Origin of the sequence: Nonomuraea sp. NPDC049158 (assembly GCF_040648335.1) — a bacterium.
Taxonomy (GTDB): domain Bacteria; phylum Actinomycetota; class Actinomycetes; order Streptosporangiales; family Streptosporangiaceae; genus Nonomuraea.
Genome location: NZ_JBEZDM010000011.1, coordinates 19,801 through 42,324, shown reverse-complemented (window position 1 = coordinate 42,324; position 22,524 = coordinate 19,801). Strand labels below are relative to the sequence as shown.

The 22,524-nt window shown below is 69.4% G+C and carries 25 protein-coding genes; 9 read left to right on the top strand and 16 right to left on the bottom strand.

The window, feature by feature from the left end:
• Both AB0B61_RS24195 and AB0B61_RS24190 read right to left on the bottom strand, forming a co-directional pair.
• Positions 1–336: an antibiotic biosynthesis monooxygenase gene (locus AB0B61_RS24195; protein ID WP_357651355.1), complete on the bottom strand. Its 336-nt coding sequence runs from the start codon at positions 334–336 to the stop codon at positions 1–3.
• Positions 337–423: 87 nt separating this feature from the next.
• Complete coding sequence (locus AB0B61_RS24190; RefSeq protein WP_358435736.1) at positions 424–1,674, bottom strand: NAD(P)/FAD-dependent oxidoreductase; 1,251 nt, start codon at positions 1,672–1,674, stop codon at positions 424–426.
• Between the two features lie 65 nt (positions 1,675–1,739).
• On the opposite strand from AB0B61_RS24190, the gene AB0B61_RS24185 reads away from it, so the two are divergent.
• On the top strand, positions 1,740–2,333 hold the full coding sequence (locus AB0B61_RS24185) for a TetR family transcriptional regulator (protein WP_358435733.1): 594 nt from the start codon (positions 1,740–1,742) through the stop codon (positions 2,331–2,333).
• Here the strand turns inward: AB0B61_RS24185 and AB0B61_RS24180 are convergent.
• Complete coding sequence (locus AB0B61_RS24180) at positions 2,330–3,268, bottom strand: beta-ketoacyl-ACP synthase III (protein WP_358435731.1); 939 nt, start codon at positions 3,266–3,268, stop codon at positions 2,330–2,332. The two genes, AB0B61_RS24185 and AB0B61_RS24180, sit on opposite strands and share 4 nt — an antisense overlap.
• A 62-nt stretch (positions 3,269–3,330) precedes the next feature.
• Here AB0B61_RS24180 and AB0B61_RS24175 point away from each other — a divergent pair, with 62 nt between their 5' ends.
• The gene (locus AB0B61_RS24175; RefSeq protein WP_358435728.1) at positions 3,331–3,933 is read left to right on the top strand and encodes a TetR/AcrR family transcriptional regulator; all 603 of its coding nucleotides are present in this window, start codon (positions 3,331–3,333) and stop codon (positions 3,931–3,933) included.
• 75 nt (positions 3,934–4,008) lie between these two features.
• Here the strand turns inward: AB0B61_RS24175 and AB0B61_RS24170 are convergent, their stop codons facing one another.
• The 4 genes from AB0B61_RS24170 to AB0B61_RS24155 all read right to left on the bottom strand — a co-directional run bounded on the left by AB0B61_RS24170 (position 4,009) and on the right by AB0B61_RS24155 (position 6,809).
• A complete protein-coding gene (locus AB0B61_RS24170; protein WP_358435725.1) occupies positions 4,009–4,221 on the bottom strand; it encodes a hypothetical protein in 213 nt (70 codons plus the stop codon).
• 137 nt (positions 4,222–4,358) lie between these two features.
• Positions 4,359–5,030, bottom strand: a complete 672-nt coding sequence (locus AB0B61_RS24165; protein WP_358435722.1) for a response regulator transcription factor — start codon at positions 5,028–5,030, stop codon at positions 4,359–4,361.
• A complete protein-coding gene (locus AB0B61_RS24160) occupies positions 5,027–6,169 on the bottom strand; it encodes a histidine kinase (protein ID WP_358435719.1) in 1,143 nt (380 codons plus the stop codon). Before AB0B61_RS24160 ends, AB0B61_RS24165 begins: the two co-directional genes overlap by 4 nt.
• 55 nt (positions 6,170–6,224) lie before the next feature.
• Entirely contained in the window at positions 6,225–6,809 is a 585-nt protein-coding gene (locus tag AB0B61_RS24155) for a hypothetical protein (RefSeq protein ID WP_358435716.1), read from the bottom strand.
• A 217-nt stretch (positions 6,810–7,026) separates the two neighbouring features.
• On the opposite strand from AB0B61_RS24155, the gene AB0B61_RS24150 reads away from it, so the two are divergent.
• On the top strand, positions 7,027–7,776 hold the full coding sequence (locus tag AB0B61_RS24150; RefSeq protein WP_358435713.1) for an SRPBCC domain-containing protein: 750 nt from the start codon (positions 7,027–7,029) through the stop codon (positions 7,774–7,776).
• A gap of 117 nt (positions 7,777–7,893) precedes the next feature.
• On the opposite strand, the gene AB0B61_RS24145 is transcribed toward AB0B61_RS24150, so the two are convergent.
• Positions 7,894–8,154: a MerR family transcriptional regulator gene (locus tag AB0B61_RS24145; RefSeq protein ID WP_358436350.1), complete on the bottom strand. Its 261-nt coding sequence runs from the start codon at positions 8,152–8,154 to the stop codon at positions 7,894–7,896.
• Positions 8,155–9,032: 878 nt separating this feature from the next.
• Entirely contained in the window at positions 9,033–9,590 is a 558-nt protein-coding gene (locus AB0B61_RS24140; RefSeq protein WP_358435710.1) for a TetR family transcriptional regulator, read from the bottom strand.
• Between the two features lie 49 nt (positions 9,591–9,639).
• Between AB0B61_RS24140 and AB0B61_RS24135 the strand changes: the two genes are divergently transcribed.
• Positions 9,640–10,815, top strand: coding sequence for a cytochrome P450 (locus tag AB0B61_RS24135; RefSeq protein ID WP_358435706.1), 1,176 nt, complete (start codon positions 9,640–9,642; stop codon positions 10,813–10,815).
• Between the two features lie 13 nt (positions 10,816–10,828).
• Here the strand turns inward: AB0B61_RS24135 and AB0B61_RS24130 are convergent, their stop codons facing one another.
• From AB0B61_RS24130 to AB0B61_RS24120, 3 genes are read right to left on the bottom strand one after another with little or no spacing between them, the layout of a single operon-like run.
• Complete coding sequence (locus AB0B61_RS24130; RefSeq protein ID WP_358435703.1) at positions 10,829–11,362, bottom strand: ferritin-like domain-containing protein; 534 nt, start codon at positions 11,360–11,362, stop codon at positions 10,829–10,831.
• A gap of 56 nt (positions 11,363–11,418) precedes the next feature.
• Complete coding sequence (locus tag AB0B61_RS24125) at positions 11,419–11,865, bottom strand: YdeI/OmpD-associated family protein (protein ID WP_358435700.1); 447 nt, start codon at positions 11,863–11,865, stop codon at positions 11,419–11,421.
• Complete coding sequence (locus AB0B61_RS24120; RefSeq protein WP_358435697.1) at positions 11,862–12,656, bottom strand: alpha/beta hydrolase; 795 nt, start codon at positions 12,654–12,656, stop codon at positions 11,862–11,864. The genes AB0B61_RS24125 and AB0B61_RS24120 overlap by 4 nt, the downstream gene beginning before the upstream one ends.
• A 126-nt stretch (positions 12,657–12,782) precedes the next feature.
• Here AB0B61_RS24120 and AB0B61_RS24115 point away from each other — a divergent pair, with 126 nt between their 5' ends.
• Complete coding sequence (locus tag AB0B61_RS24115) at positions 12,783–14,429, top strand: dihydroxy-acid dehydratase (protein ID WP_358435695.1); 1,647 nt, start codon at positions 12,783–12,785, stop codon at positions 14,427–14,429.
• A gap of 246 nt (positions 14,430–14,675) precedes the next feature.
• Positions 14,676–15,791 (top strand): methyltransferase domain-containing protein, encoded by a 1,116-nt coding sequence (locus AB0B61_RS24110; RefSeq protein ID WP_358435692.1) that lies wholly within the window; start codon positions 14,676–14,678, stop codon positions 15,789–15,791.
• A 276-nt stretch (positions 15,792–16,067) separates the two neighbouring features.
• On the opposite strand, the gene AB0B61_RS24105 is transcribed toward AB0B61_RS24110, so the two are convergent.
• The gene (locus AB0B61_RS24105; protein ID WP_358435690.1) at positions 16,068–17,213 is read right to left on the bottom strand and encodes an epoxide hydrolase family protein; all 1,146 of its coding nucleotides are present in this window, start codon (positions 17,211–17,213) and stop codon (positions 16,068–16,070) included.
• 63 nt (positions 17,214–17,276) lie between these two features.
• On the opposite strand from AB0B61_RS24105, the gene AB0B61_RS24100 reads away from it, so the two are divergent.
• Positions 17,277–18,248 carry a WYL domain-containing protein gene (locus tag AB0B61_RS24100; protein WP_358435687.1) on the top strand — a complete coding sequence of 324 codons (972 nt, stop codon included), beginning with the start codon at positions 17,277–17,279 and terminating at the stop codon, positions 18,246–18,248.
• Here AB0B61_RS24100 and AB0B61_RS24095 read toward each other — a convergent pair.
• Positions 18,225–19,409: an erythromycin esterase family protein gene (locus AB0B61_RS24095; RefSeq protein WP_358435684.1), complete on the bottom strand. Its 1,185-nt coding sequence runs from the start codon at positions 19,407–19,409 to the stop codon at positions 18,225–18,227. The genes AB0B61_RS24100 and AB0B61_RS24095 overlap by 24 nt on opposite strands.
• 91 nt (positions 19,410–19,500) lie before the next feature.
• Between AB0B61_RS24095 and AB0B61_RS24090 the strand changes: the two genes are divergently transcribed.
• Entirely contained in the window at positions 19,501–20,178 is a 678-nt protein-coding gene (locus tag AB0B61_RS24090) for a TioE family transcriptional regulator (protein ID WP_358435681.1), read from the top strand.
• Between the two features lie 2 nt (positions 20,179–20,180).
• Here the strand turns inward: AB0B61_RS24090 and AB0B61_RS24085 are convergent, their stop codons facing one another.
• Entirely contained in the window at positions 20,181–20,786 is a 606-nt protein-coding gene (locus AB0B61_RS24085) for a class I SAM-dependent methyltransferase (RefSeq protein WP_358435678.1), read from the bottom strand.
• 91 nt (positions 20,787–20,877) lie between these two features.
• Here AB0B61_RS24085 and AB0B61_RS24080 point away from each other — a divergent pair, with 91 nt between their 5' ends.
• Positions 20,878–21,315, top strand: coding sequence for a MerR family transcriptional regulator (locus AB0B61_RS24080; protein WP_358435675.1), 438 nt, complete (start codon positions 20,878–20,880; stop codon positions 21,313–21,315).
• Here AB0B61_RS24080 and AB0B61_RS24075 read toward each other — a convergent pair.
• Positions 21,303–22,430 carry a hypothetical protein gene (locus AB0B61_RS24075; protein WP_358435672.1) on the bottom strand — a complete coding sequence of 376 codons (1,128 nt, stop codon included), beginning with the start codon at positions 22,428–22,430 and terminating at the stop codon, positions 21,303–21,305. The genes AB0B61_RS24080 and AB0B61_RS24075 overlap by 13 nt on opposite strands.
• Positions 22,431–22,524: the final 94 nt, after the last annotated feature.

The following is a 22,524-nucleotide window of genomic DNA, read 5'->3' as shown; positions in this document are numbered from 1 at the left end:
TCAGCTCTTGGGGCTGGCGCTCTGGACGACCTCGAACGACCAGAGCTGCGATCCGGACGCGGCGGGCCCCTGGCCGTGGCCATGCCCCTGGGCGGCCCCGGCTTGCGCGTGCCCGCGCTGGAAGGCCTGACCCTGCTGCCACGTCTGGAAGTCGTCCTCGCTGCGCCAGCGGGTGTAGACCAGGTACTGGTCGGTGCCCTCGACCGGCCTGAGCAGCTCGAACCACTCGAACCCGTCGGCCGACTCCACCATGCCCGCCCGGTTGGAGAAGCGTCGCTCCAGCTCCTCGCGCATCTCCGCCGGCACGGTCAGGACGTTGATCTTCACGACTGACAACGGAACCCCTCTCCTCCCCTCCAACGCTAGCGTCAGCGCGCCACGCCTCGCGATCTGGGTGCGGCTCCTCTTAGGCACGGCGTTGGACTACGCGAACACCTTCGCCTTGAGCGACGGGAAGCGCTGGACCGTACGCAGGAACGTCTTGAAGCCCATCCTGGCGACCCGGCTCTCGCCGATGAACTGCTCGGCCGCGCGGAGCGAGTCCCGCACGGCCGCGAAGCCGTACTCGCGCATCCGCTCCTCGTAGTCCGCGATGGCCTCGACCGTATCGCGCCCGCTGGTCAGTGCCAGGCAGAGCAGGCGGGCGTCGCGCAGCGCGGTGTTGGCGCCGATGCCGCGCATCGGCGTCATGCTGTGGATGGCGTCGCCGAGCAGCGTAATGGTGGTGGCCGGCCACGGCTCGATCGGGATCGAGGTACGGATCGGCAGCAGCGAGACCGTGTCGGGGTCGGACAGGTCGATCAGCTTGTGGAGATCGGGATGCCAGGACTCGATCATCTCCGCCACCGTCTGCTTGAGCCGCGCGCCCGGCAGGTCGGCGATGTCGGCGGGGAAGCGGTCCTTGGTGGCGCCCACGGCCCAGAGGATGTAGCTGCCGGCGTTGTCCATCAGCGCCCCCTGCTGCTCGGTCGCCCCGATGGCGCCGACCGGCGCGGTGTCGCTCAGGTCGTGCGGGGCGCAGAACAGGCCGAGGCCTTTGGGCGGGACGATGGTGTTCGGGCCCTCGACGAGCCGCCGCGAGATGAGCGCCCTGGTCTCGTCGGTGAGCGGAAACTTGCCCGCCACCGTGGTGATGCCGGTCTCGACGCGCTCGGCGTGCGGCAGATACTGCTTGCGCACCCGCGAGTTACCGCCGTCGGCGGCGACCACGACGTCGGCCGTGTCGCTGGAGCCATCGGCGAAGAACAGCTCGACCCGCCCGTCGGGCAGCCGTTCGTAGCGCTCGTACGTCTTGCCGAACCGCACCACCTCCTCCAGCCCGGTCAGCAGCACCTGCCTGAGCGTGATGCGGCTCACGGAGTGGTGGTCGTCGGCCGGGTCGGCCGCGGGCGGGGTCTCGATCAGCGCGAGCGTGCCGAGCCGCTCGGTGAGGAAGCCGAAGTCCTGGCCGCCCTGCCCGGTCGTGGCGAGGAACGCCTGCCAGAGCCCCTCCGGGAGGCAGTCGTGGAGGGCGCGGGCGCCGTTGGGGTCGATGTGCACCCGGTAGCCCTGCAGCCGGTCGGCCGGGGTGCGGTCCCGCTCGTAGACGGTGACGTGCTTGCCGGCCTTGAGGAGTCCCTGAGCGAGGCAGAGGCCGCCGACCCCGCCGCCGATGATCGCGATGTGCTCTGTCATGCCCCTGACTATCAACCGTACAGATGATTCTGTCAACCATCCGGATGGATGATAGTGTTCCGGGTATGAGACGAGCGCCGGAGGAGAAGCAGCGCGACCCGGAGCGCACCAAGGCCCGCATCCTTCAGGCGGCGCTGGAGGAGTTCGCCGCCAAGGGGTTCGCCGGGGCGCGGGTCGGTGAGATCGCGGCCAGGGCCGGGGTCAACAAACAGCTGATCTCTTACTACTTCGGCGGCAAGGAGGGGCTCTTCCGCGCGCTGAACACCCGCTGGCAGAGCGAGGAGAGCGTGTTCGCCGATCGCGGGTCGTCGCTGGGCCGGCTCATCGCGGGCTACGCGCGCGCCAATTCCAGCCGCCGCGACTTCGGCAAGTTGCTGGTCTGGCAGGGGCTCACCGACGACGCGCCGCCCGATCCCGCCTTCGCCGACGAGGTGCGCCGCGACCTGGAGCACCTGCGCGCCCGCCAGGAGGCGGGAGAGTTCCCCGCCGACCTGGACCCGGCCGCGGTGCTGGTGGCGCTGTTCGGGATGGCCGCGGCGGGCATCGTCTTCCCGCACCTCGTCCGGGCCGCCTGCGGGCTCGACCCGGGCTCACCCGAGTTCGGCGACTACTACGCCGAGCAGCTGGAGCGGCTCGCCGACCACCTGCGCGACGGTTAGGGGCAGCGGACGATCATCCCCGCGTACGAGAGATTCCCGCCGAACCCGAACAGCAGCATCGGCGCCCCCTGCCGCACCTCACCCCGCTCCAGCAGCTTCGACAGCGCCAGCGGGACGCTCGCGGCCGAGGTGTTGCCCGATTCGACCACGTCACGGGCCACGATCGCGTTGACCGCGCCGAGCTTCTGCGCGATAGGCTCGATGATCCGCAGGTTCGCCTGGTGCAGCACCACGGCCGCCAGCTCCTCCGGCTTGACGCCGCCCCGCTCGCACGCCCGCCGGGCGATCTCCGGCAGCCGCGTCGTGGCCCAGCGGTAGACGGTCTGGCCGTCCTGGGCGAAGCGGGTGGGCGTGCCGCCGATCCGCACCGCGCTGCCCAGTTCGGGGGCCGAGCCCCAGACGACGGGCCCGATCTCCGGCTCCGCCGCCGCGCTGAGCACCACCGCACCGGCGCCGTCGCCGGTCAGCACGCACGTCGTACGGTCGGTCCAGTCGGTCACGGCCGTCATCGTGTCCACCCCCACGACCAGCGCGTGCGTGGCGGCCCCCGCCTTGATCGTGTGGTCGGCCATGGCCAGCGCGTGGGTGAAGCCGGAGCATGAGACGCCCAGGTCCATGACGGCCGCGTCCGGTACGCCGAGTTTGGCCGCGACGCGGGAGGCGATGTTCGGCGCCCGCTCGGTCTGGGTGCAGGTGGCCACGAGGACGAGGTCGATGTCGGCGGCGTCCAGCCCGCTGCTCGCCAGCGCCTTGGCCGCCGCGTGCCCGGCCAGCTCCGTCACACCCTCCTCCGGCCCGGCCATGTGCCTGGTACGGATCCCGACCCGCTTGGTGATCCACTCGTCGGAGGTGTCGACCATGGTCGCGAGGTCGTCGTTGGTCAGCACCTTGGCGGGCTGATAGTGGCCGGTGGCGACGAGTCTTGATCCAGTCATGGGCGGGACTATAGCAACCGACCGTTCGGACGCTAAACCGCTCCGGACGCTAAACTGCCTGGATGAGTCCACGGAGATCCGTGGCGGAGGCCCTCGGCACGCGCTCCGCCATCCTCGACCGCTCGGTCGCCATCGCCTCCCTCGAAGGGCTGGAAGGGCTGACCATCGGCCGCCTCGCGACCGAGCTCGGCATGAGCAAGTCCGGCGTGCTCGGTCATTTCGGCTCGAAAGAGGCGCTGCAGCTGGCGGTGCTGGAACGGGCCGGCGAGGTCTTCCGCGCGGAGGTCTGGGAGCCGGTCATCCGGATCGAGCCGGGACTGCGCCGGCTGCGGGCGCTCTGCGAGGAGTGGATCTCCTACCTGGAGCGCGGCGTCTTCCCCGGGGGCTGCTTCTTCGTCGCCGCGGCCCACGAGTTCGACGGGCGCGTGGGGGCGGTACGTGACGCGGTGGCGGCCCGGTTCGAGGCCTGGCGGGGGCGGCTGCTCAAGGAGACGCGGCGGGCGGTGGCCGCCGGGGACCTGCCGGGCGGGACCGAGGTCGATCAGCTGGTGTTCGAGCTGCACGGCCTGGTCATGGCCCTGAACCACACCTTGCAGCTGCACGGCGACCGGCAGGCCGTCGTATGGGCGCGCCGGGCCGTACGGGCTCGTCTGGGCATGCCTTAGGACGCCGTATGGGCTCGTCTGGGTACGCCTCAGGACGCCGCGTCGAAGTCGAAGTCGGCGTCCGGTCAGGCCAGGTCAGCTCGCGGAGAGCTCCTCGAAGAGCGTGAGCGCCGCCTGGCGTACGTCCTGTGGCGCGAGTCCGTCGAGTGTCTCCCTGGCCTGGACGACGTCGCGTGTGGTGGCCAGCGTGATGGCCAGTGACGCGGCCGCCGCGCGGTCCAGCGAGCCCGCCGGCGCGGCGTCGGCCAGCTGCTGGGCGCTCGCGGCGAGGTCGAGGTTGTCTCTCAACGGGCCTCCTCGGGTGATTGCGGGTTGGCCCATTGCATCACTTGGCAGGGTGATTCATCCACTTTTCTTGGGGCCGTTCCCGTTTCGACGGTCGAGAGGTCGTGCATACGTCCCCGCTTACCCCGTCTGACCACACGTTACGCACCCGGTACCGCCAGGCCTGATTCGTAGGCGGTGATCACCGCCTGCACCCTGTCGCGCAGCCCGAGCTTGGCGAGCAGATTGCTGACGTGCGTCTTCACGGTGTGCTCGCTGACCACCATGGCCTGGGCGATCTCCGCGTTCGACAGTCCGCGCGCGATGAGCTGCAGCGTCTCGCGCTCTCTCGCGGTCAGTACGCCCAGCGCGTCGGCGGGCCTGGCGGCGGGCCGGGAGGTGAACTCGGAGATCAGCCTCCTGGTCACCGTCGGCGCCAGCAACGACTCACCCTCCGCGACCACCCGTACCGCGTTGACCAGGTCGTCCCGCCGCACATCCTTCAGCAGGAACCCGCTGGCCCCCGCCCGCAGCGCGTCGTAGACATAGTCGTCGTGGTCGAACGTGGTGAGCATGAGCACCCGGCAGCCGGTCTCCGCGCACACGATCTTGGCCGCCTCGATGCCGTCCATCCTGGGCATGCGGATGTCGAGCAGGAGCACGTCCGCGCCATGCTCGCGGACCGCGGCGACGGCCTGGAGCCCGTCGCCCGCCTCGGCCACCACGTCGATGTCCGGCTGCGCGTCCAGGATCATCGCGAACCCGCCGCGAACCAGCTCCTGATCGTCGGCGACCACGACCCGGATGCTCGGGGCCGCGTCCTGGCCGGTCATGCCTGGGCCAGCGGGAGCCGTACCGACACATGGAAGCCCGGCCCGTCGGTGCGGGGACGGGCCGCGGCGCTGCCACCGCAGGCGGCGGCGCGCTCGCGGATGCCGATCAGCCCGTGCCCACCCGAGGGCAGCCCGCGTCCATTCGAGGGCAGCCCGTGCCCATCGTCGGTGATGTCGAGCATCAGGGTGTCGTCCTCCCAGGTGAGCCGGATGTCCGCGTGGTTCGCGCCGGCGTGCTTGACGATGTTGGTGAGTGCTTCCTGCGTGACCCGGTACGCGGCGACGGCGCAGTCGGGCGAGACGGGACGCGGTGTGCCGGTCGAGGCGAACGCCACCCGCAGCCCCGTGTGCGAGACCTGGTCCGCCAGAGCGGGCAGGTCGTCGATGGTGGGCTGCGGCGCGCGCGGCGCCTCCTCGTCCTTCAGCACGCCCAGCATGCGGCGCAGCTGCATCATCGCGTCCCGTCCCGCCGCGGCGATCGCGTCGAAGGCGGCCTCCGCCCGCGCCGGGTCGCTCCTGACCACCACGGGCCCCGCCTCGGCCTGGACGACCATGAGGCTGACCGCGTGGGCGAGGATGTCGTGCATGTCGCGGGCGATCCTGGCGCGCTCGTGCTCGGCCGCGCGTTCCGCTTCCATCTGTCGCTCCCTTTCCAGCCGTTCGGCCCGTTCCTCCAGCGCGGCGGCGTGGGCGCGGGAGGTGGCGGTGGCCCTGCCGATGGCGTACGCGGCGACGAAGAGCACCGTCCCGCGCAGCGCGGTCTCCGACGAGCCGACCACGAGCAGGCCACCGGTGACGGTCATGGCGAGCACGAGAATCCGCTGCCAGGTGCCGGAGTAGGCGGCGACCGTGTAGAGCGCGACCATGCCGCCGTACCAGACGGGCTGGCGCGCGACGTGGTCGGCGAGATCGTAGAGGGCACCCGTGCACAGGCACACGACCAGTACGGTGATCGGCGCCCGCCGCCGCCAGACCAGGGGCAACGACGCGACGACCACCACTGCGTACCCCCACCAGTCCCAGGGCTCGCCGGTCCGATCGTCGCTGGACAGCAGGGGCCAGAGCTGGGCGATCAGGATCACCGCGGTGAGCGCGGCGTCCACCCAGAGGTGAGGGAGCGCCGCGATCCTTCGACGCACGATGTCGATAAGCGACAAGTCGGACACAGCGCCTCATCTTTCCGTATGCCGGCTCTCACGCATGTACGGGAGCGTGCCTCGCCGTCGTCGTGCGGCGACCCATCAGCGGCAGGAACGAGACCAGCAGCAGGATCGCGCCCACCGGGATGAGGTCCAGGTTGACCGCCGACAGCACGATCTCGGCCAGTACCACGACCGGCACCCAGACCTTGACCAGCCGGTTCCCGGCGAGCAGGGCGGCGAAGGAGAGCTGGGCGACGTAGAACAGGATCGGGCCCGCGCCGTAGACGGCCAGGGACACGCCCGGCACCGCCTTCACCTGCTCGAACATCGGGCCCATCGCGTCATGGTCGGCCGCCAGGAAGCCGACGATGATGTCGATCGCGAACTGGGCGGCCGCGCAGCCGATCCCGACGACGCCCACGACCAGCGCCGTGGTGGCGAGGGCGGACCGCCCCAGCATCCGCCGCATTTCCCAAAATATCGGGATGAACAGCGTCAAAGCTCCAAGAAAGGCGAGGTGCCCGGCTGTCCAGGCCAAGCCGGGGCCTCGGACGCCGTCGAGACCGTCGATGATTCTGAGCAGACCGTAGGTCAGGACGAGCAGGGGGGCGGCGATGAGCGCGGTGCGGTTCTTCATGGCTGGTTCTCCTTCAAGCTGCGGGATATGCAGCCAATCCTCGGAGTTCGCCGCTCAAAGCGGATCGCCGCCACGGGCGATCCTCGGTCTCCCTCTCAAGAGCGAGTCCCGTCGCCCGCGAGGGTGATCCGCCGACAATCACGGAGTGCTTGACAATTCTAATTGTCGGTGGAAGTGTCGGTCGCACGCGCAAGGGACATCCACCGAGGAGACGGTCATGCCGCACGAGTTCGAGGTACGTCACGACATCGAGCTGGAAGCCTCACCCGAGGAGGTCTGGCAGGCGATCGCCGAAGGACCGGGCATCGACTCCTGGTTCATGGGCCACAGCGAGCTGGAGCCCCGCGAGGGCGGCAGGGGCACGCAGACCTTCGGCGGCGACTTCAGCATGGGCTCGACCATCACCGCGTGGGAGCCCGGCAAACGGCTGGCCTACCGAGGCGACGAGAACCCCGAAGACGGCACGTTCATGGCGTTCGAATACCTCATCGAAGGTCGCGAGAGCGGCAGCACCGTGCTCCGCTTCGTGCACAGCGGCTTCCTCGGCGACGACTGGGAGTCCGAGTACGACGCGCTGAAGATCGGCGACCTCCAATACCTGCGCAAGCTGGCCGCCTACCTCAAGCACTTCCGCGGCCGGATCTCGACGCACAACCTGATGATCTGGGGCCCGCAGGCGTCGCACGACCAGGCGTGGGCCGCCTTCCAGAGCGTGCTCGGCCTGACCGGCGGCATCGCCGCGGGCGACCGGGTCACCATCGCGCCCGACGGGGTCGCGCCGCAGGAGGGCGTCGTCGAGTGGGTCACCGATCCGGGCACGTTCGTGGGCGTGCGTACGGACGACGGGCTCTACATGCTCACCCACGGCCAGGGCACGGTCGTGGTCGAGCACCACGCGTACGCCGAGATCGACGGGCAGGCGCTGGAGCAGTCCTGGCAGGGCTGGCTCCAGAAGGCCTTCGCGTAGAAGGCCTCCGCTCCGGCGGCTGTCGGGCCGGCATCGGCGTCCCGGCATCCGGGGCATCGCTGGGCCTGGTCGGCGCTTTGCGGGACCAGGCCGCGGGGTCGATGAGGTCGCGGCGCGCTACTGGTCGGCCGGGCGGTCGCGGGAGTTGTTGATGCGTAGCGCCTCGGCGAGCTGGTCTTCCAAGATGATGATCCGGCAAGCGGCTTCCAGGGCGGTGCCCTGGTCGACCAGCTCGCGGGCCCTGGCCGCCAAGCGCAGCTGGTAGCGGGAGTAGCGGCGGTGGCCGCCGTTGGAGCGTTGCGGCTCGATCAGTTTGGCGGCGCCCAGGCTGCGCAGGAAAGCCGCGCTGACGCCCAGGATCTCCGCGGCCCGGCCCATGCTGTAGGCGGGGTAGTCGTCATCGTCGAGTTTGGCTTCAGCACTGGCATCCACCGCCGCGTCGGAGGGTGGCAGGGTGCGGGACTCGGCTTTGTCGCCGTAAGCGGCGCTTGACGCGAGCGTGGAAGTAGCGGCCGTGGTGCGGGGCTTGGGCTTGCTATCGGGCCCTGTGGCCAACTCTGTGGATGTTCGATCCATGTAACCTCCTGAACGCGGACGAGGGCCCCGGCGCCATGATGCGCCGGGGCCCGCAACTAGGTTGTTCAACACCATCTACCGGCCATGAGGCCGAATTGCCGTTTCCGCAACAGCCGCCCGCTGAGGGCGGGGGTGCGGGGATCGCGTAAGCGTGACCGTAGACCACCTTCCCGTCTGTGGAGCTGCGGTACCCGTGCGGCGAAAACACACCGGCGACGGGCGATCCTGATGGCGTTCAACACTCCCTTCGCTATCTGTGAACCTTCTACAACCCATGTCATGAGCCGACCTTCCACGGCCGCTCTGGCAGCGCGTCCACGCGTCCGGCCCTTTACGACTGCTCGGCCTTTCACGTCCGACCTTCTGCCGGTTACTGCTCACTTCCAACTGCCGTACTGCTGCGACCCGTATGGCCGCTCTGGCAGCGCGTCCACGCGTCCGGCCCCTTGCGACTGCTCGGCCTTTCACGTCCGACCTTCTGCCGGTCACTCCTGCTATCCACGCTCGTCCGGGCGGCTCGTCGTGACGCCGGGTATCTCGTGCGCCGCCCTCGTGGATCCGTTCCTTGCGATGGAAGAAACACTAGCCACAACAGCAACGAATGTCTACTGCGGCAACTACAGATTTTCGATTCCTGACGCAGCAGTCTCACCGGATGGCCTCTGGCAGGGAGTTCGAGGTTAGGAAGCCGCTTCGATGACGCCGTAGACGGCCCGGGAGACGCGCTCGGCCGCCGTGTCGGGATCGGGCCGTCCGGCGTCCAGCCACGCGATGACCCCTTCGACCGTCACCGCGAACACCAGCCGCGCCGCCCAGTCCGCCCACTGGGGATCGACGATCCTGGCGGCCAGATGATCGCGGGCGATCCGGACGGACTCGCGGGTGAAGTCGTCGATGAGGTCGCGGAACTCCGGCTCGCGGGCCGCATAATGGAACAGCAGCCGAAACCCGTCCGGATCCGCGTCGGCCGCCCGCATGAGCGCCGGGATCGTCTGGTCGCTGAAGCCCGATTCGCCCACCCGCTCGCCGAGCCGCGAGCCCGCCCGGTCGAGCACCGCCCGATAGAGGTCGGTCTTCGACTCGAAGTGCCGGTAGAGGATCACCCGGCTGACGCCGGCCTCGGCGGCCACGTCGTCGAGACCGGTGGCCGTGTAGCCGCCGACCGCGAAGGCGCGCGTCGCGGCGTCGAGGATCTGCTCCCGGCGCTCGGCGCGGGGCATCCGCCGGACGGTTTCCATGCGCGCGCTCCTCTTGTTTACTTTCGAGTCTACAAATACCGTTGTTCACATGCCAGTAAACAAGCTTCCCTTCGAGCAGCCTGAGCTCCTCCGGCCGGCGCCGCTGCTGCGCGCGCTGCAGGCCGACGGCCCGGTGCATCGCGTACAGACGGGCACGGGCGACGACGCCTGGCTGGTGACCGGCTACGAGGATGTACGCCGCCTGCTCGACGACGACCGGCTCGGTCGCTCGCACCCCCATCCCGAGAACGCCGCGCGCATCGGCGAATCCGCGCTGTTCGGTGGCCCGATGGGCGACTTCGACACCGAGCACGAGGACCACGCCAGGATGCGGACGGTGTTCCAGCCGCACTTCTCGCCGAAGCGCATGCGGGCGTTCCGTCCGCGCGTGGAAGAGCTGACCGACCAGCTGCTCGACGAGCTGGCGCGGCAGGGCTCACCAGCCGATCTCCATCAGGCGCTGGCGCTGCCGCTGCCGATCCTGGTCATCTGCGAGCTGCTCGGCGTGCCGTACGAGGATCGCGACCAGTTCCGCGCCTGGACGGAGGCGGCGGGCAACACCGTCGACCACGCTCGCTCGATGCGGGGCCTGACCGACCTGTACGAGTACGGCAAGAGCCTCGTCGAGCGCAAGCGGCACGCGCCGGGCGACGACGTGATCTCTCGCATGATCGAGGTGCCCGACACGAACGACGACGAGATCGCCCAGCGGGCCATGAACCTGCTGTTCGCCGGTCACGAGACCACGGTCGTGCAGATCGGCATGGGCGCGCTGTACCTGCTGGCGAACTCGGCGCAGTGGGACACTCTGCTGGCCGAGCCCGAGCTGCTGACCGGGGCGATCGAGGAGATCCTCCGGGTGCCGATGGTGAACGGCACCGGCGGCATCCCCCGATACGCCCGCGTCGATCTGGAGATCGGCGAGGTCACGGTCCGGGCGGGCGAGCTGGTCCTGCTGCACATCGGCATGGCCAACCACGACGAGACGATGTTCGCGGATCCGGAGCGGTTCGACATCAGCCGGGAGGCGATGGCTCACGTCTCGTTCGGTTACGGCGCCCGCTACTGCATCGGGGCGCCGCTGGCCCGGATCGAGCTGCAGGCGGTGTTCGCCCGGCTCATCCCGCGTTTTCCGGGAATGCGGCTGGCGGTGCCGGTCGAGGAACTGCGCGTGCGCGCCGACTCGCTGACGGCGGGCCTGGTGTCACTGCCGGTGAAGTGGTGACGTCACTTCATCTTTAGGAGGGAATGCGTTCGAGCAGGCTCTGCATGTCGTCGGCGTGCTCCTCCTCCTTCGCCAGGAGTTCCTCGAACACCCGGCGGGTGGTGATGTCCTTGTCGCCCAGCCACTGGATGATCTCGGTATAGCTGGCCACCGCGATCCGCTCCGCGACCAGGTCTTCCTTGATCATGTCGATCAGTCCGCGGCTCTCGTCGTACTGGGAGTGGGCGCGGGAGCTGAGCGTGTCGGGGTTGAAGTCGGGCGCGCCGCCGAGCTGCACGATCCTGGCCGCCAGTTTGTCGGCGTGTTCCTGCTCCTCGCCCGCGTGCTCCAGGAACTCCTGCGCCACCGACTCCGACTGCAGCCCGGACGCGGTGTAGTGGTGCCGCTTGTAGCGGAGCACGCACACCAGCTCGGTGGCCAGGGCCTCGTTGCAGATCTGGATCACGCGTTCCAGATCGGCGCCGTAGGCGTCGGTGATCGGGCCCTTGTCGATCTCGGCGCGGGCGCGCTCGCGAATGGTCTTGATGTCGGTCAGGAACTCAGCCATTGCGCCCATATGCCCACTTGTCTGGCAAAGACGCCCATTCGCCCGCAAAAGTGCGGTCAGCTCTCACCGTTGGCGAGCCGGGTGATGGTGTCGGCGACGCGCCGTTGCCTGGTCTCGGCCTTCTTGGCGCCCTCGACCTGGAGGACGTAGCGGAGCTTGCGGGAGTACGACAGCCCTTCGAAGAAGCGCTTGGCCTCGGGAGCCTCGTCCAGCGCCGTGGCCAGGTCGGCCGGCACCGCCACCTCCCGGGGCGCGGTGTCGAGCTCCAGCGTGACCTCCACCTCGTCGCCCGCGGCCACCCCCGCGCCCTGGCGGTTCTCGGCGCTGAGCGGCAGCATGTAGCGGCCGCCCATGGTGGCGACCGTGCTGCGGTAGCCGTAGCCATTGATCGTGACGCTGACGGCGGGCCGCCTGCTCCCGCCGAGACCCTCGACGACCTCGGTGGGGACCTCGATGCCCGTGGCGGTCTTGCCGCCCAGTTCGACGACGGCGCGGAATCTCATTTGAAGAACCCTTCCAGGACCGGTGCCAGGGCCGAGGCCTTGACGATGTGCGTCTGGCCGTCGAGCGTGTGGTGCTCGGCGTTGGGCAGCACGTCGGCCCAGGCCCGCATGCCGTTGCGCATCCACACCGGGCTCTTGCCGCCGCAGATCACCAGGGTCGGGATCTTGACCGAGGCCCAGGGGGTGGCGGGGAGCGGCTTGCCGCGCTCGTAGTCGGCCACGAACGCGACGTCGTAGAGCAGCGTGTTGACGATGGCCTTCATACCGGACCAGGCGGGCATGAAGCGCATCATGGCGACGAGCGCGCCGGGCAGGTTGACGCCCTTGCGCATGAAGTAGGCGACCGCCTGGCCCTGGCGCCCGGTGGCCACCATCTCTTCGAGCTGCCGCACGTAGTCGTCCGGGATCGGCGGCCGGCTGTCGTCGACCACGAACGGCGCCTCGTAGACGGCCACCTTCGACACCGGCAGGCCACTCTCGACGGCCGCCATGGCCAGCGCCGCGCCCGACGAGATGCCGTACAGGAAGGCAGTGCCGCCCGCCTCCTCCACCAGCGCGGCCAGATCCTCGATCTCGCGCTCGGGGGAGAACGGCGCGGTGTCGCCGCTGTCGCCACGCCCCCGGCGGTCGTAGGTGTAGACGGTGAAGCCGCGAGCCAGCTCCTTGGCCAGCGCCGGGTTCGGGCCGGCCGCGCGGTGGCACATCGCGCCGTCGACGAGGATGACCGCCGGACCCTGGCCGATGCGGTCGTAGGCGATCTGGGTGCCGTCTTTGGAAGTGACCTTGTCCATGTCCGTCTCCTTTTCAGGTGATTGCAGCCTCCCACCGACAATTATTTTTGTCAAGCAATGACCTGGGCGTACCTCCGTATGGACCCTCAGTGATCCGTACGGCCGGTTCGTTCGTAAGGTGGCAGCATGAGCATCGCCGATGACCCGGACCGCGCACCCGCCCGCTCGCACCTGTACGCCATGGGACTGTCGGAGGAGGAGATGCGCCGCCCCATGATCGGCATCGCCTCCACCTGGACCGGCACGATGCCCTGCAACCTCACCCAACGCGAACTGGCCGCCCACGTCGCCACGGGGGTGCGCAGGGCGGGTGGCACGCCGATGGAGTTCAACACGATCGCCGTCTCCGACAACCTCACCATGGGCACGCCCGGCATGCGCGCCTCGCTGGTGAGCCGCGAGATCATCGCCGACTCGATCGAACTGATGGGCCGGGCGCACGGGTTCGACGCGCTGGTGTGCATCGTGGGATGCGACAAGACCGTACCGGCGGGCATCATGGCGCTGGCCCGCCTGGACGTACCCGCCGTCGTCCTCTACAGCGGCAGCATGATGCCCGGCCGCTGGCGCGACCGGGACGTCACCATCCAGGACATGTGGGAGGCCCTCGGCGAGCGCGCGGTCGGCCGGCTCGACCAGGCCGACGTGGACGACCTGGCCAAGTACGCGTGTCCGGGCCCCGGCACCTGCGCCGCCCAGTACACCGCCAACACCATGGCCTCCGTCGCCGACTTCCTCGGCCTGGCCCCGTTCGGCATCGGCGACATCCCGGCCATCGCCGAGACGAAGAACGCGGCGGCCGAGCGCGTCGGCGAGATCGTCATGGACGCGCTGGCCCGCGACGCCAGGCCCTCGCGCATCCTCACCGAGGACGCCCTGCACAACGCCATCGTCTCGGTGGCCGCCATGGGCGGCTCGACGAACGCCGTACTGCACCTGCTCGCCATCGCCCGCGAGGCCGGGCTGCCGCTGCGCGTCGACGAGATCGGCGCCATCTGCCGCCAGGTCCCCATCATCACCAGGCTCATGCCCAGCGGCGCGCACACCGCCGCCGACCTGTGGCGCGCCGGCGGCACCGCGCTGGTGGCCCGGCGGCTGCTGGACGCGGGCCTGCTGCGCGCGGACGCCGCCCTGGTCGACGGCCGTACGTACGCCGACGTCGCCGCGGCCGCGACGGAGACCCCGGGGCAGCTGGTGGTCACCACCGTCGAGAACCCCGCCAAGGCGCGCGGCGCGCTGGCCGTCCTGCGCGGCTCGCTCGCCCCTGACGGGTGCGTGCTCAAGCTCAGCGGCAAGGCGGATTTCCGGCGCGAGGGCCCGGCCAGGGTGTTCGACTCCGAGGAAGCGTGTTTCGCGGCCATCCAGGAGGGGCGCATCCTGCCGGGCGACGTGATCGTCGTCCGCTACGAGGGCCCGGCCGGCGGGCCTGGCATGCGGGAGATGCTGTCGATCACGGGTGCGCTGGTGGGTACGGGGCTGGGGGACTCGGTGGCGCTGGTCACCGACGGGCGGTTCAGCGGGGTCTCGCATGGCATGGTCATCGGGCACGTCGCGCCCGAGGCGTACGTGGGCGGGCCGCTCGCGCTGGTGCGCGACGGTGACGTGGTCGTCATCGACAGCGCGGCGGGGACTCTGGACCTGAACGTGGCGGAGGAGGAGCTGGGGCTGCGGCGGGACGCTTGGGTACGGCCGGAGCGGCCGGTCGAGCGGGGTGTGCTGGCCAAGTACGCGGCGACCGTCAGGTCCGCCTCGGACGGCGCGGTGACCGTCTAGCTCGTTCCTGAGCGACCGTGAGTACGATCTTGCCCTCGGCGAGGCGGATCCATGACGCGCCGCGTGCGGGGGTCTGCCTCACTTAACTGAATGGCCTCTTGCCGGTAACGGAATGTAGTTTTATGGTCACGGAGACTGGTCATTTCACGGAAAGAACACAGGCGATGGAGACGGCAGCGGCGGCCAGCATGAGGGAGATGGGAAAAGGGACAAGTGACACCCGACCTCGGCGCCAGCGTCGATGGCATGATCGCCACGATCAGCAAGACTCGCCCCCCGATCAGCCGCACGATCATCAACGCACTACACGCGGTGCCGAGGCACTTGTTCGTGCCCTCGGTGGGAGTGGCTCTGACCGACACGGGCCCCGAACTGATCGACCGGGGCAGCGACCCCGAGACATGGTGGGCGACCGTCTACGGGAAACCCGCCATCGTGACCCAGCTCGACAAGGGCGCGACGGACATCCGCAACGTGGAAGGGCGCTACACCTCGTCGAACTCGGCCCCGGGCACGGTGGTCGACCTGCTCACGCAGCTCGACCCCGACTCCGGGCACCGTGTGCTCGAGGTGGGCACCGGCACCGGGTGGACGGCCGCGCTGTTGTCTCACCTGGTCGGCGACGCGTCGCGGGTGACGTCCATCGAGGTCGACCAGGCCGTCGCCGAGCAGGCGGCAAAGAACCTGGCCGCGGCCGGCGTGCACCCGCGCCTGATCGTTGGTGACGGGGCGGAAGGCTGGGCCGAGGCAGCGCCGTACGACCGCGTGCACGTGACGTGCGCGGTGCACACGGTTCCGTACGCCTGGATCGCGCAGTGCCGCCCGGGCGCGGTCGTTGTCACGCCGTTCTCGACCGGGTTCGACACCGACCACTCGCTACGGCTCGTTGTTCTCCCGGACGGCAGCGCGATTGGGCGGTTCCCGGGCTACGCCTCGTACATGATGATGCGCTCGCAGGGCGCTACCAAGGGTGATCCGGACGACTGTAGCGGCCGGCGGTTCACCACCGCGGTGGACCCCCGCACGATCACGTACGCGCCGGCCGGCGCCAACCTGGTGATGTCGGCCCTCACCGGTCTCCGCATGCGCCTCGACGACGAGAAACGTTTGTTCCTCGTCGATCCCGGCGATCCTGGCCAGTGGGGCGCCGCCATCTATGAGCCCGACGGCGAGCATTGGGTGTACGAGCTCGGCGACCGCCACCTCTGGGAGGAGGTGACAGAGGCGTACTTTCGGTGGGTGAGCTGGGGCGAGCCGGGCCTCGAGCGGTTCGGCATGACCGTCACGCCCGAAGGGCAACAGCTTTGGCTCGACACACCCGAGGCCCCCATCGGCCCGCGTCGACGGCCGACCGCCGCGTGACGCGTCAGGCCTGCGCCCCACAGGTCCCGACCTGCGGGGCGCTCATTGTCCGGCCCCGAGCCGCCCTGGAGGGGCCGAGGAAGAAGATCCATACCGCCCCCACCTGCAAATAGACAGCGCAGAGCCCGGTTTTCCGTGTTTCGCGGGCTGAGTTTTCCCTGTTTCGCGGGCCGCGCGTACGCAGGATCGCTGCTCAACGGAGATTGAGAGCCGCGGTCCGCGGATGTTCTGCGGCCTTCCTGCCCCGGCAGGCCGCGACTCCCACAGGGCCCGGGCTCAGCGGACCTTCCGGAAGAATGCCCGCACGTCGTCGACCAGCAGGTCAGGGGCCTCCATGGCGGCGAAGTGGCCGCCCCGGTCGTACTCCGACCAGTGGATCACGTTGTGCTCGCGCTCGGCGATCCGCCGGATTCCGCCGTCGCCGGGGAAGACCGCGACCCCGTGCGGGACCTCCGAGCGTTCGACCGGGGTTCCCCACTGTGCCGAGCCCTCCTTGTAGAGCCGGGCGGACGAGGCGGCGGTGCGGGTCAGCCAGTAGATCGTCACGTCGGTGAGCATCTGGTCCAGGTCGACCGCGTCCTCGGGCAGGTCGTGCGCGGGGTCGGTCCACTCCTTGAACTTCTCCACGATCCAGGCCAGCTGGGCGGCGGGGGAGTCGTGCAGGCCGAAGGCGACGGTCTGCGGCCGGGTGGCCTGGATGATCGCGTAGCCGGAACGGTCGTTGTCGGAGTACTGCTGCACGCGGGCCAGTTCGGCCTCCGTGAGGCCCTCCATCTCGGCCGGGTCGAAGGTCGGGAAGCCGAGTGCGCCGTTGACGTGTACGCCGGCCACCCGGTCGGGGGCGAAGCGGCCGAGTTCGGGGGAGATGACCGAGCCGCTGTCGCCGCCCTGGGCGCCGTAGCGCTCGTAACCGAGGCGGCTCATCAGCTCGGCCCACGCGCGGGCGACCCGGCTCAGGTCCCAGCCGGTCTCGCGGGTGGGGCCGGAGAAGGCGAAGCCGGGGATGGACGGGGCGACGATGTGGAAGGCGTCGGCGGGGTCGCCGCCGTGGCCGCGCGGGTCGGTGAGCGGGCCGATGATCTTCATGAACTCGACGATCGAGCCGGGCCAGCCGTGGGTGAGGACCAGCGGCAGCGCGTCCGGCTCAGGGGAGCGCACATGCAGGAAGTGGACATTCTGACCGTCGATCTCGGTGGTGAACTGGGGGTACTCGTTGAGCGCCGCCTCGTGCTCGCGCCAGTCGTATCCGGTGCGCCAGTACTCGGCCAGCCGCTGTACGTACGAGACCGGGATGCCGTACGACCAGCCGACGCCGGGCAGCTCGTCGGGCCAGAGGGTGCGCGCCAGCCGGTCGTGCAGGTCGTCGAGCGCGGACTGCGGGATATCGATGCGGAACGGACTGATCTCCGTGGTGAACGTCATACAGAACACGTTAGGAACGAGCTAGGTCAAGAGCGGTCCTAGGAGTGCGGCAATCTGGAGAGCATGTTGGAGACATCGGCCCGGTTGCTCAGACTGCTCTCGCTCCTGCAGACCCATAGCGAGCGTTCGGGCGTGGAGCTGGCCGAGCGGCTCGGCGTGACCGTGCGTACCGTCCGCCGTGACATCGGGCGGCTGCGCGAGCTCGGCTATCCCGTGCACGCCATCCCGGGCGCGCCCGGTTACCGGCTCGGCGCGGGTACGGACCTGCCGCCGCTGCTGTTGGACGACGAGGAGGCGGTGGCGGTCGCGGTGGGGCTGCGGACGGCGGCCGGGGGCTCGGTGTCGGGGATCGAGGAGACCTCTGTGCGCGCGCTGGCCAAGCTGGAACGGGTGCTGCCGTCCCGGCTCCGGCATCAGGTGCACGCGCTGCAGTCGATGACCGTGCCGATGGGGCGGGCGGGTTCGGTGGTGGACCCGGCGGCCCTGACCGCGATCGCCGCCGCCTGCCGTGACCACGAGACCCTGCGGTTCGACTACCGGACGCACGACGGGCAGGAGAGCGTCCGCGCCGCCGAGCCCTGTCGGCTCGTCCATTCGGGGCGGCACTGGTACCTGCTGGGCTGGGACACCGACCGGGGCGACTGGCGTACCTACCGGATCGACCGCCTGAGCCTGAGGACGCCGAACGGGCCGCGGTACGTCCCCCGCGACCCGCCCGACTCCGACGTGGCGGCCTACATGTCCCGGTCGATCTCCAGCGCGCCCTATCGGTACCAGGGCCGATTCAAGATGTACGCGCCGGCCGAGGTCGTCGCCGGGCACATGCCGGCCACGACGGGGACGATCGAGCCGATCGACGAGCGCTCTTGCATGCTGTCCAGCGGGGCGAACCACCTTGACGAACTCGCCGTCTGGGTCGCGCTGATGGACATCGACTTCGAGGTGCACGCGCCGCCCGAACTCGTCGACCGCGTCCGCGCCCTCTCCACCCGCCTCGCCACCGCCGCCGGCTCATCGACTGTCGGGCCAACCTGACAGTCTGACGGCCTGCTTGAGGAAGACGACGCCGTCGATCAGGTCGAGCTGGGCCGGGTCCAGCGGGAAATAGGCGAAATCTTGGGAGACGCGCTGGGCAGGCTTCGTGACGGTTTCGGCCAACTGGCGGGCGTCGATGAGCGAGTGGTCCCAGGGGAGCGTGGACAGGATGCCCTCGACGGTGTCCGAAGGCGGGGTGTCCTCGCCGACCGTGCCGAAGGCCGAGGCCAGGAAGGCGTACTGGTCGCCCAGCTGCGTCCCGATGATCGCCCCCGCGCTCCACCACTCCAGCGTCTGGTCGCCGAACGACATGAAGCTCTTGTGCCGCTGCAGGTGGAGGTTGGCGGAGAAGACCAGGGCCGGGCCGTGCTCGGCGATGGCCCGCAGGTTGTCGGCCATCATCGCGTCCCGCAGGGCCGACAGCCGGGTCCACCGCGCCGGGGACGCGTCGGCCATCCAGTAGTGGAAGCGGAGCAGGCCGACGGCGGTACGCCCGTACAGTGCCGCCAGTTCCCTGTCCTCCACGCTCAGCCCCGGCAGCTGCGTGTCGAGCAGCGCCACCAGGTCGTCGGCGATCAGCCGCAACCGCTGGGCGTCGGCGGACTGGCCGATCGACACGGACGGATCCATGGCCGTGGCCTCGTTCGACCACCGGTCGTCCGGCCCGAGCAGCGTGTCGAGGGCTTCCCTGGTCACTACGGCGCCGGGGAGCGGGCCGTCGAGGAGGTCGTAGAGGCCGGTGAGCGCCTGGCGCGGGCTCGCCGCCCAATACTCCAGCGGGCCGTCGAAGCCGAAGAACCTGAGCTTTTGGTGGTGGTCCTCGTTGTACGTACGCATCCAGCGGACGAGTTCGCGGTTGGCCGGGGAGGTGCCGAAGTTGTGGCTGAAGCCGCGTTCCATGACGTCGTCGAGTGTGCCCGTGCCCGTCGTGATGTAGTCGTTCACCACAAGGCCCATGAGGCAGTCGCTCTCGATGGCGAACGACCGGTAACCCTCGTGCTCGACCAGATGCCGGAAGATCTCGTTGCGCGCCTCCCCCAACTCCTGCACGAAGTGCCGGGCCTCACCCAGACCGAGCAGCAGGGGCTTGGCGGGCAGTGACTGGAGAAACGCCGAGATGCTCGCGCCGTCGAGCGGACGGGCGGTGTCCTTGATATCCATTCCTTAAACGGTATCGTTGAACTTTCGGTGTAAACTTTGCCGCGCAAATATCCTCTTCCACCGCGATGGACTCTCAATCGGTGATGCATCCATGAGGCCAGTGGATCTGGCGCGCGAGCACGGCCTGTCCACCCAGGCGATCAGAAACTACGAGGACGCCGGCATCCTGCCCGCCGCCGAACGCACCGCCCACGGCTACCGCACCTATACGCCGCTGCACGCGCAAGCCCTGCGCGCGTTCCTCGCCCTTGTGCCGGGCCACGGTCACCACACGGCCACGTCGATCATGCAGGCGGTCAACCGGGGTGCCACCGAGGACGCGCTGCGGCTCATCGACGAGAGCCACGGCCAGCTCCTCGACGACCGCCGCACCCTCCAGGCCGTCGAAGCCGCGCTCCGCGATCTGGCGCCGGTGCCGCAGGAGCGCGGCGACACCTTCATCGGCCCCCTGGCGGGCAGGCTCGGCATCCGCCCTGCCACTCTGCGCAAATGGGAGAACGCCGGGCTTGTTCAGCCGCGTCGCGATCCGCAGACGGGCTACCGGATCTACAGCGCGGCCGACGTACGGGATGTCCGGCTGGCCCACCAGCTCAGACGGGGCGGCTACCTGCTGGAGCAGATCGCCCCGCTGATCGCTCAAGTACGCTCCGCCGGAGGCGTCGCCCCGCTGGAGTCGACCCTGCGCGACTGGCAGGCCCGCCTGTCCGCCCGGGGCCGCGCCATGCTCAAGGGCGCCGCCGACCTGGACGCGTACCTCCGCGCCCGCTGAGGTCATGGATTGTCGGCAAGTACGCAGGCGACGGGCGGGTCGAGATCAAGGGTCTCGACCCGGAGCTGGGTGAAGCCGGCCTGGGTGAGCAGATCCTGGAGCTCTTGAGCGGCCCGGACCGTGGTGTCCCGGGTGGCACCGGGGCAGCGGGGCTGGCTGACGAGCGCGATGCGTCCTCCGGGGCGGAGCAGGCCGCGCAGCTCGCGGAGCCGCGCCACCGGGTCGGGCCAGAACCCCAGGGAGTTGACGGCGAGGATGGCATCGAGCGGATCGCCGAAGCTCGGCAACCGCTCCACGGAGGCGCACGAGAGGTGCACGCGGCGGGCGCGGACGGCGGCGGCGTTGTGGCGGGTGGCCCGCCGGACCATGGCCTGCGAGTGGTCGACGCCGAAGACATGGCCCTGGGTGGCGCGGGCGGCGGACTCGGCGATGGCGACGCCGGGACCGAAGCCGATCTCGAGCACCCGGTCGGTCGGCCGCACCTCCAGCAATGACACCGCCCAGAGGTTGCGCTGCCGGTTGGAGGGGCGATGGGCGAACATCCAGCCGTTCGCCCACCCGACGATGCCCCGGGGGCGATGGGCCTGGCCCACCAAGTATTTGATCACGCGTTGCTTGAGAGATGTCCCTGCTGTCTGCATGATCGCCAGTCAACGGCTTCAAGTACGCTTGAAGTCAACATGGACTCTTGAGGCCAACATGGACGAGCAGTTGACGATCGGCGAGCTGGCTCACCGCACCGGCGTGGCCACCTCCGCCCTGCGCTACTGGGAGGACCTCGGCCTGCTACCGGCACCGGCCCGGGTCTCCGGCCAACGGCGTTATCCGCCGTCGGCGGTCGAGCTGGTCGGTGTGGTGTTGTTGCTGCGAGGCGTCGGTTTCACGTTGCGGGAGGTCAAGGCGTTCGTCGCGGCTCGCTCGCCGGACGGCGACGGTTGGCGGGAGCTGTACGAACGCAAGCTCGCCGAGCTGGACCAACGGATCGCCCAGGCTCAGGTGGCCCGCACCGCCATCGCCCATGGGTTGGCCTGCCCGCACGAGAACATCTTCGAGTGCGCCAACTTCACCGCCGGGGTCACCGCGCTACTGGCGGGACGTTCTCTCGAAGAGGCTCATGCGCAGGTTCATTCACGCTGACCTTGTCGTGTGTTTCGCAGGTGCTCGGCCATCGTCTCGCTGACCGGGATGTTGGTAGGCAGCTGCGGAGTCTCGAAGTAGCGGGCCTTGTGCTTGCGCAGGAGGGCTTCTCCATGCTCCGCCCAGGAGAATCCCCGCTTCTTGAGCAACTTCTGGAAGACGACGCCGGCTTTTTCGGTGTCACGTTCGGCGAGGATTCTGATGGCCGCGGGGGAGACGGTGTCATCGCGCAAGTAGCTGGTCATGGTCTCGCGGTAGCGTCGGCGGGCGATCAGGGCCGGGTTGTCGAACAGGTCCTGAAGCAGGCCGAAGTCGAAGTAGAAGCTGAGTCCCGTGTCCGGGTCGAAGTGGATCGCCACGGTCTCGGCGTAGTCCATCTCTTCGGGGAAATCGAAGTCGACCTTGGCCCTTTCTGTGACAGCTGCCCTTTCTGCGACGGCGTTCCAGAACGCGTTCACCCGCTCGGTCAGCACGTCGCAGGGGACGACGATGAGTTCGTCGCCGTACAGCTCGATGAAGAGCTCTCGTTGGTCAGCGAGCATGCGCCGGGCGGTGGCGAGCTTCTCCGGGTTGCGGAAAACCAGCTCGGGGCTACGCAGCGACAGCTCTGCGGCCTGGGTGAGCAAGGCGGCCCGTTCACTCGCGGGGAAGGCGGCGAGATTGCCGCTGACCAGCCAATCGTCTCCGAGGGGAACCACCCGGCCGATCAAGAACATGCCTTTCTTCAGCGATCGAAAGGCGGCCTTGCCCAGGTTGGACCGAGTGCGATAGGTCAGCTCGTCCACCAGGTTGAACAGGGAAATGCTGTCCCCACTCTTCCCCCGCACCTCGAAGATGCCCTCGACGACGTCCTTCCAGCCGAGAAGCATGTCGCGTTCCTCGGCGCTCAGCTCGGGATGGGCCAGGACGAATTTGTCGACCACCGAGTCACCATCTTGGAGCCGGTGCTGGAGGATGAAGTGGTCGATGACCAACGACGCGCCCGCCTCCTCGACGACCACGCCGCCGGGAAAGGTCTGGTCGAACACCGTGTCCAGCTGCCGCCGGAAGCGGGCCGACAGGGCGAAGCTGACCAGTTGCCCCTTGAGCGTCCCCGCTCGCTCCATCAGGTCCAAGAGAAGCTCATCCCATCGGCGGTTCCGACAACATGATCGTGACCATTATCGAGGTACGAGCCGCCTGATCGCAGGTTGTCGACGACTTTGGCAC

Bases quoted from the DNA above. Each gene is read 5' to 3' on its own strand.
- AB0B61_RS24110 (WP_358435692.1), top strand. From the start codon at position 14,676: ATGATCGCCACGATCAGCAAGACTCGCCCCCCGATCAGCCGCACGATC.
- AB0B61_RS24115 (WP_358435695.1), top strand. From the start codon at position 12,783: ATGAGCATCGCCGATGACCCGGACCGCGCACCCGCCCGCTCGCACCTG.
- AB0B61_RS24135 (WP_358435706.1), top strand. From the start codon at position 9,640: ATGCCAGTAAACAAGCTTCCCTTCGAGCAGCCTGAGCTCCTCCGGCCG.
- AB0B61_RS24140 (WP_358435710.1), bottom strand. From the start codon at position 9,590: ATGGAAACCGTCCGGCGGATGCCCCGCGCCGAGCGCCGGGAGCAGATC.
- AB0B61_RS24165 (WP_358435722.1), bottom strand. From the start codon at position 5,030: ATGACCGGCCAGGACGCGGCCCCGAGCATCCGGGTCGTGGTCGCCGAC.
- AB0B61_RS24175 (WP_358435728.1), top strand. From the start codon at position 3,331: ATGAGTCCACGGAGATCCGTGGCGGAGGCCCTCGGCACGCGCTCCGCC.
- AB0B61_RS24155 (WP_358435716.1), bottom strand. From the start codon at position 6,809: ATGAAGAACCGCACCGCGCTCATCGCCGCCCCCCTGCTCGTCCTGACC.
- AB0B61_RS24095 (WP_358435684.1), bottom strand. From the start codon at position 19,409: ATGGATATCAAGGACACCGCCCGTCCGCTCGACGGCGCGAGCATCTCG.
- AB0B61_RS24145 (WP_358436350.1), bottom strand. From the start codon at position 8,154: ATGGGCCGGGCCGCGGAGATCCTGGGCGTCAGCGCGGCTTTCCTGCGC.
- AB0B61_RS24090 (WP_358435681.1), top strand. From the start codon at position 19,501: ATGAGGCCAGTGGATCTGGCGCGCGAGCACGGCCTGTCCACCCAGGCG.
- AB0B61_RS24180 (WP_358435731.1), bottom strand. From the start codon at position 3,268: ATGACTGGATCAAGACTCGTCGCCACCGGCCACTATCAGCCCGCCAAG.
- AB0B61_RS24120 (WP_358435697.1), bottom strand. From the start codon at position 12,656: ATGGACAAGGTCACTTCCAAAGACGGCACCCAGATCGCCTACGACCGC.
- AB0B61_RS24150 (WP_358435713.1), top strand. From the start codon at position 7,027: ATGCCGCACGAGTTCGAGGTACGTCACGACATCGAGCTGGAAGCCTCA.
- AB0B61_RS24185 (WP_358435733.1), top strand. From the start codon at position 1,740: ATGAGACGAGCGCCGGAGGAGAAGCAGCGCGACCCGGAGCGCACCAAG.
- AB0B61_RS24130 (WP_358435703.1), bottom strand. From the start codon at position 11,362: ATGGCTGAGTTCCTGACCGACATCAAGACCATTCGCGAGCGCGCCCGC.
- AB0B61_RS24105 (WP_358435690.1), bottom strand. From the start codon at position 17,213: ATGACGTTCACCACGGAGATCAGTCCGTTCCGCATCGATATCCCGCAG.
- AB0B61_RS24190 (WP_358435736.1), bottom strand. From the start codon at position 1,674: ATGACAGAGCACATCGCGATCATCGGCGGCGGGGTCGGCGGCCTCTGC.
- AB0B61_RS24100 (WP_358435687.1), top strand. From the start codon at position 17,277: ATGTTGGAGACATCGGCCCGGTTGCTCAGACTGCTCTCGCTCCTGCAG.
- AB0B61_RS24125 (WP_358435700.1), bottom strand. From the start codon at position 11,865: ATGAGATTCCGCGCCGTCGTCGAACTGGGCGGCAAGACCGCCACGGGC.
- AB0B61_RS24080 (WP_358435675.1), top strand. From the start codon at position 20,878: ATGGACGAGCAGTTGACGATCGGCGAGCTGGCTCACCGCACCGGCGTG.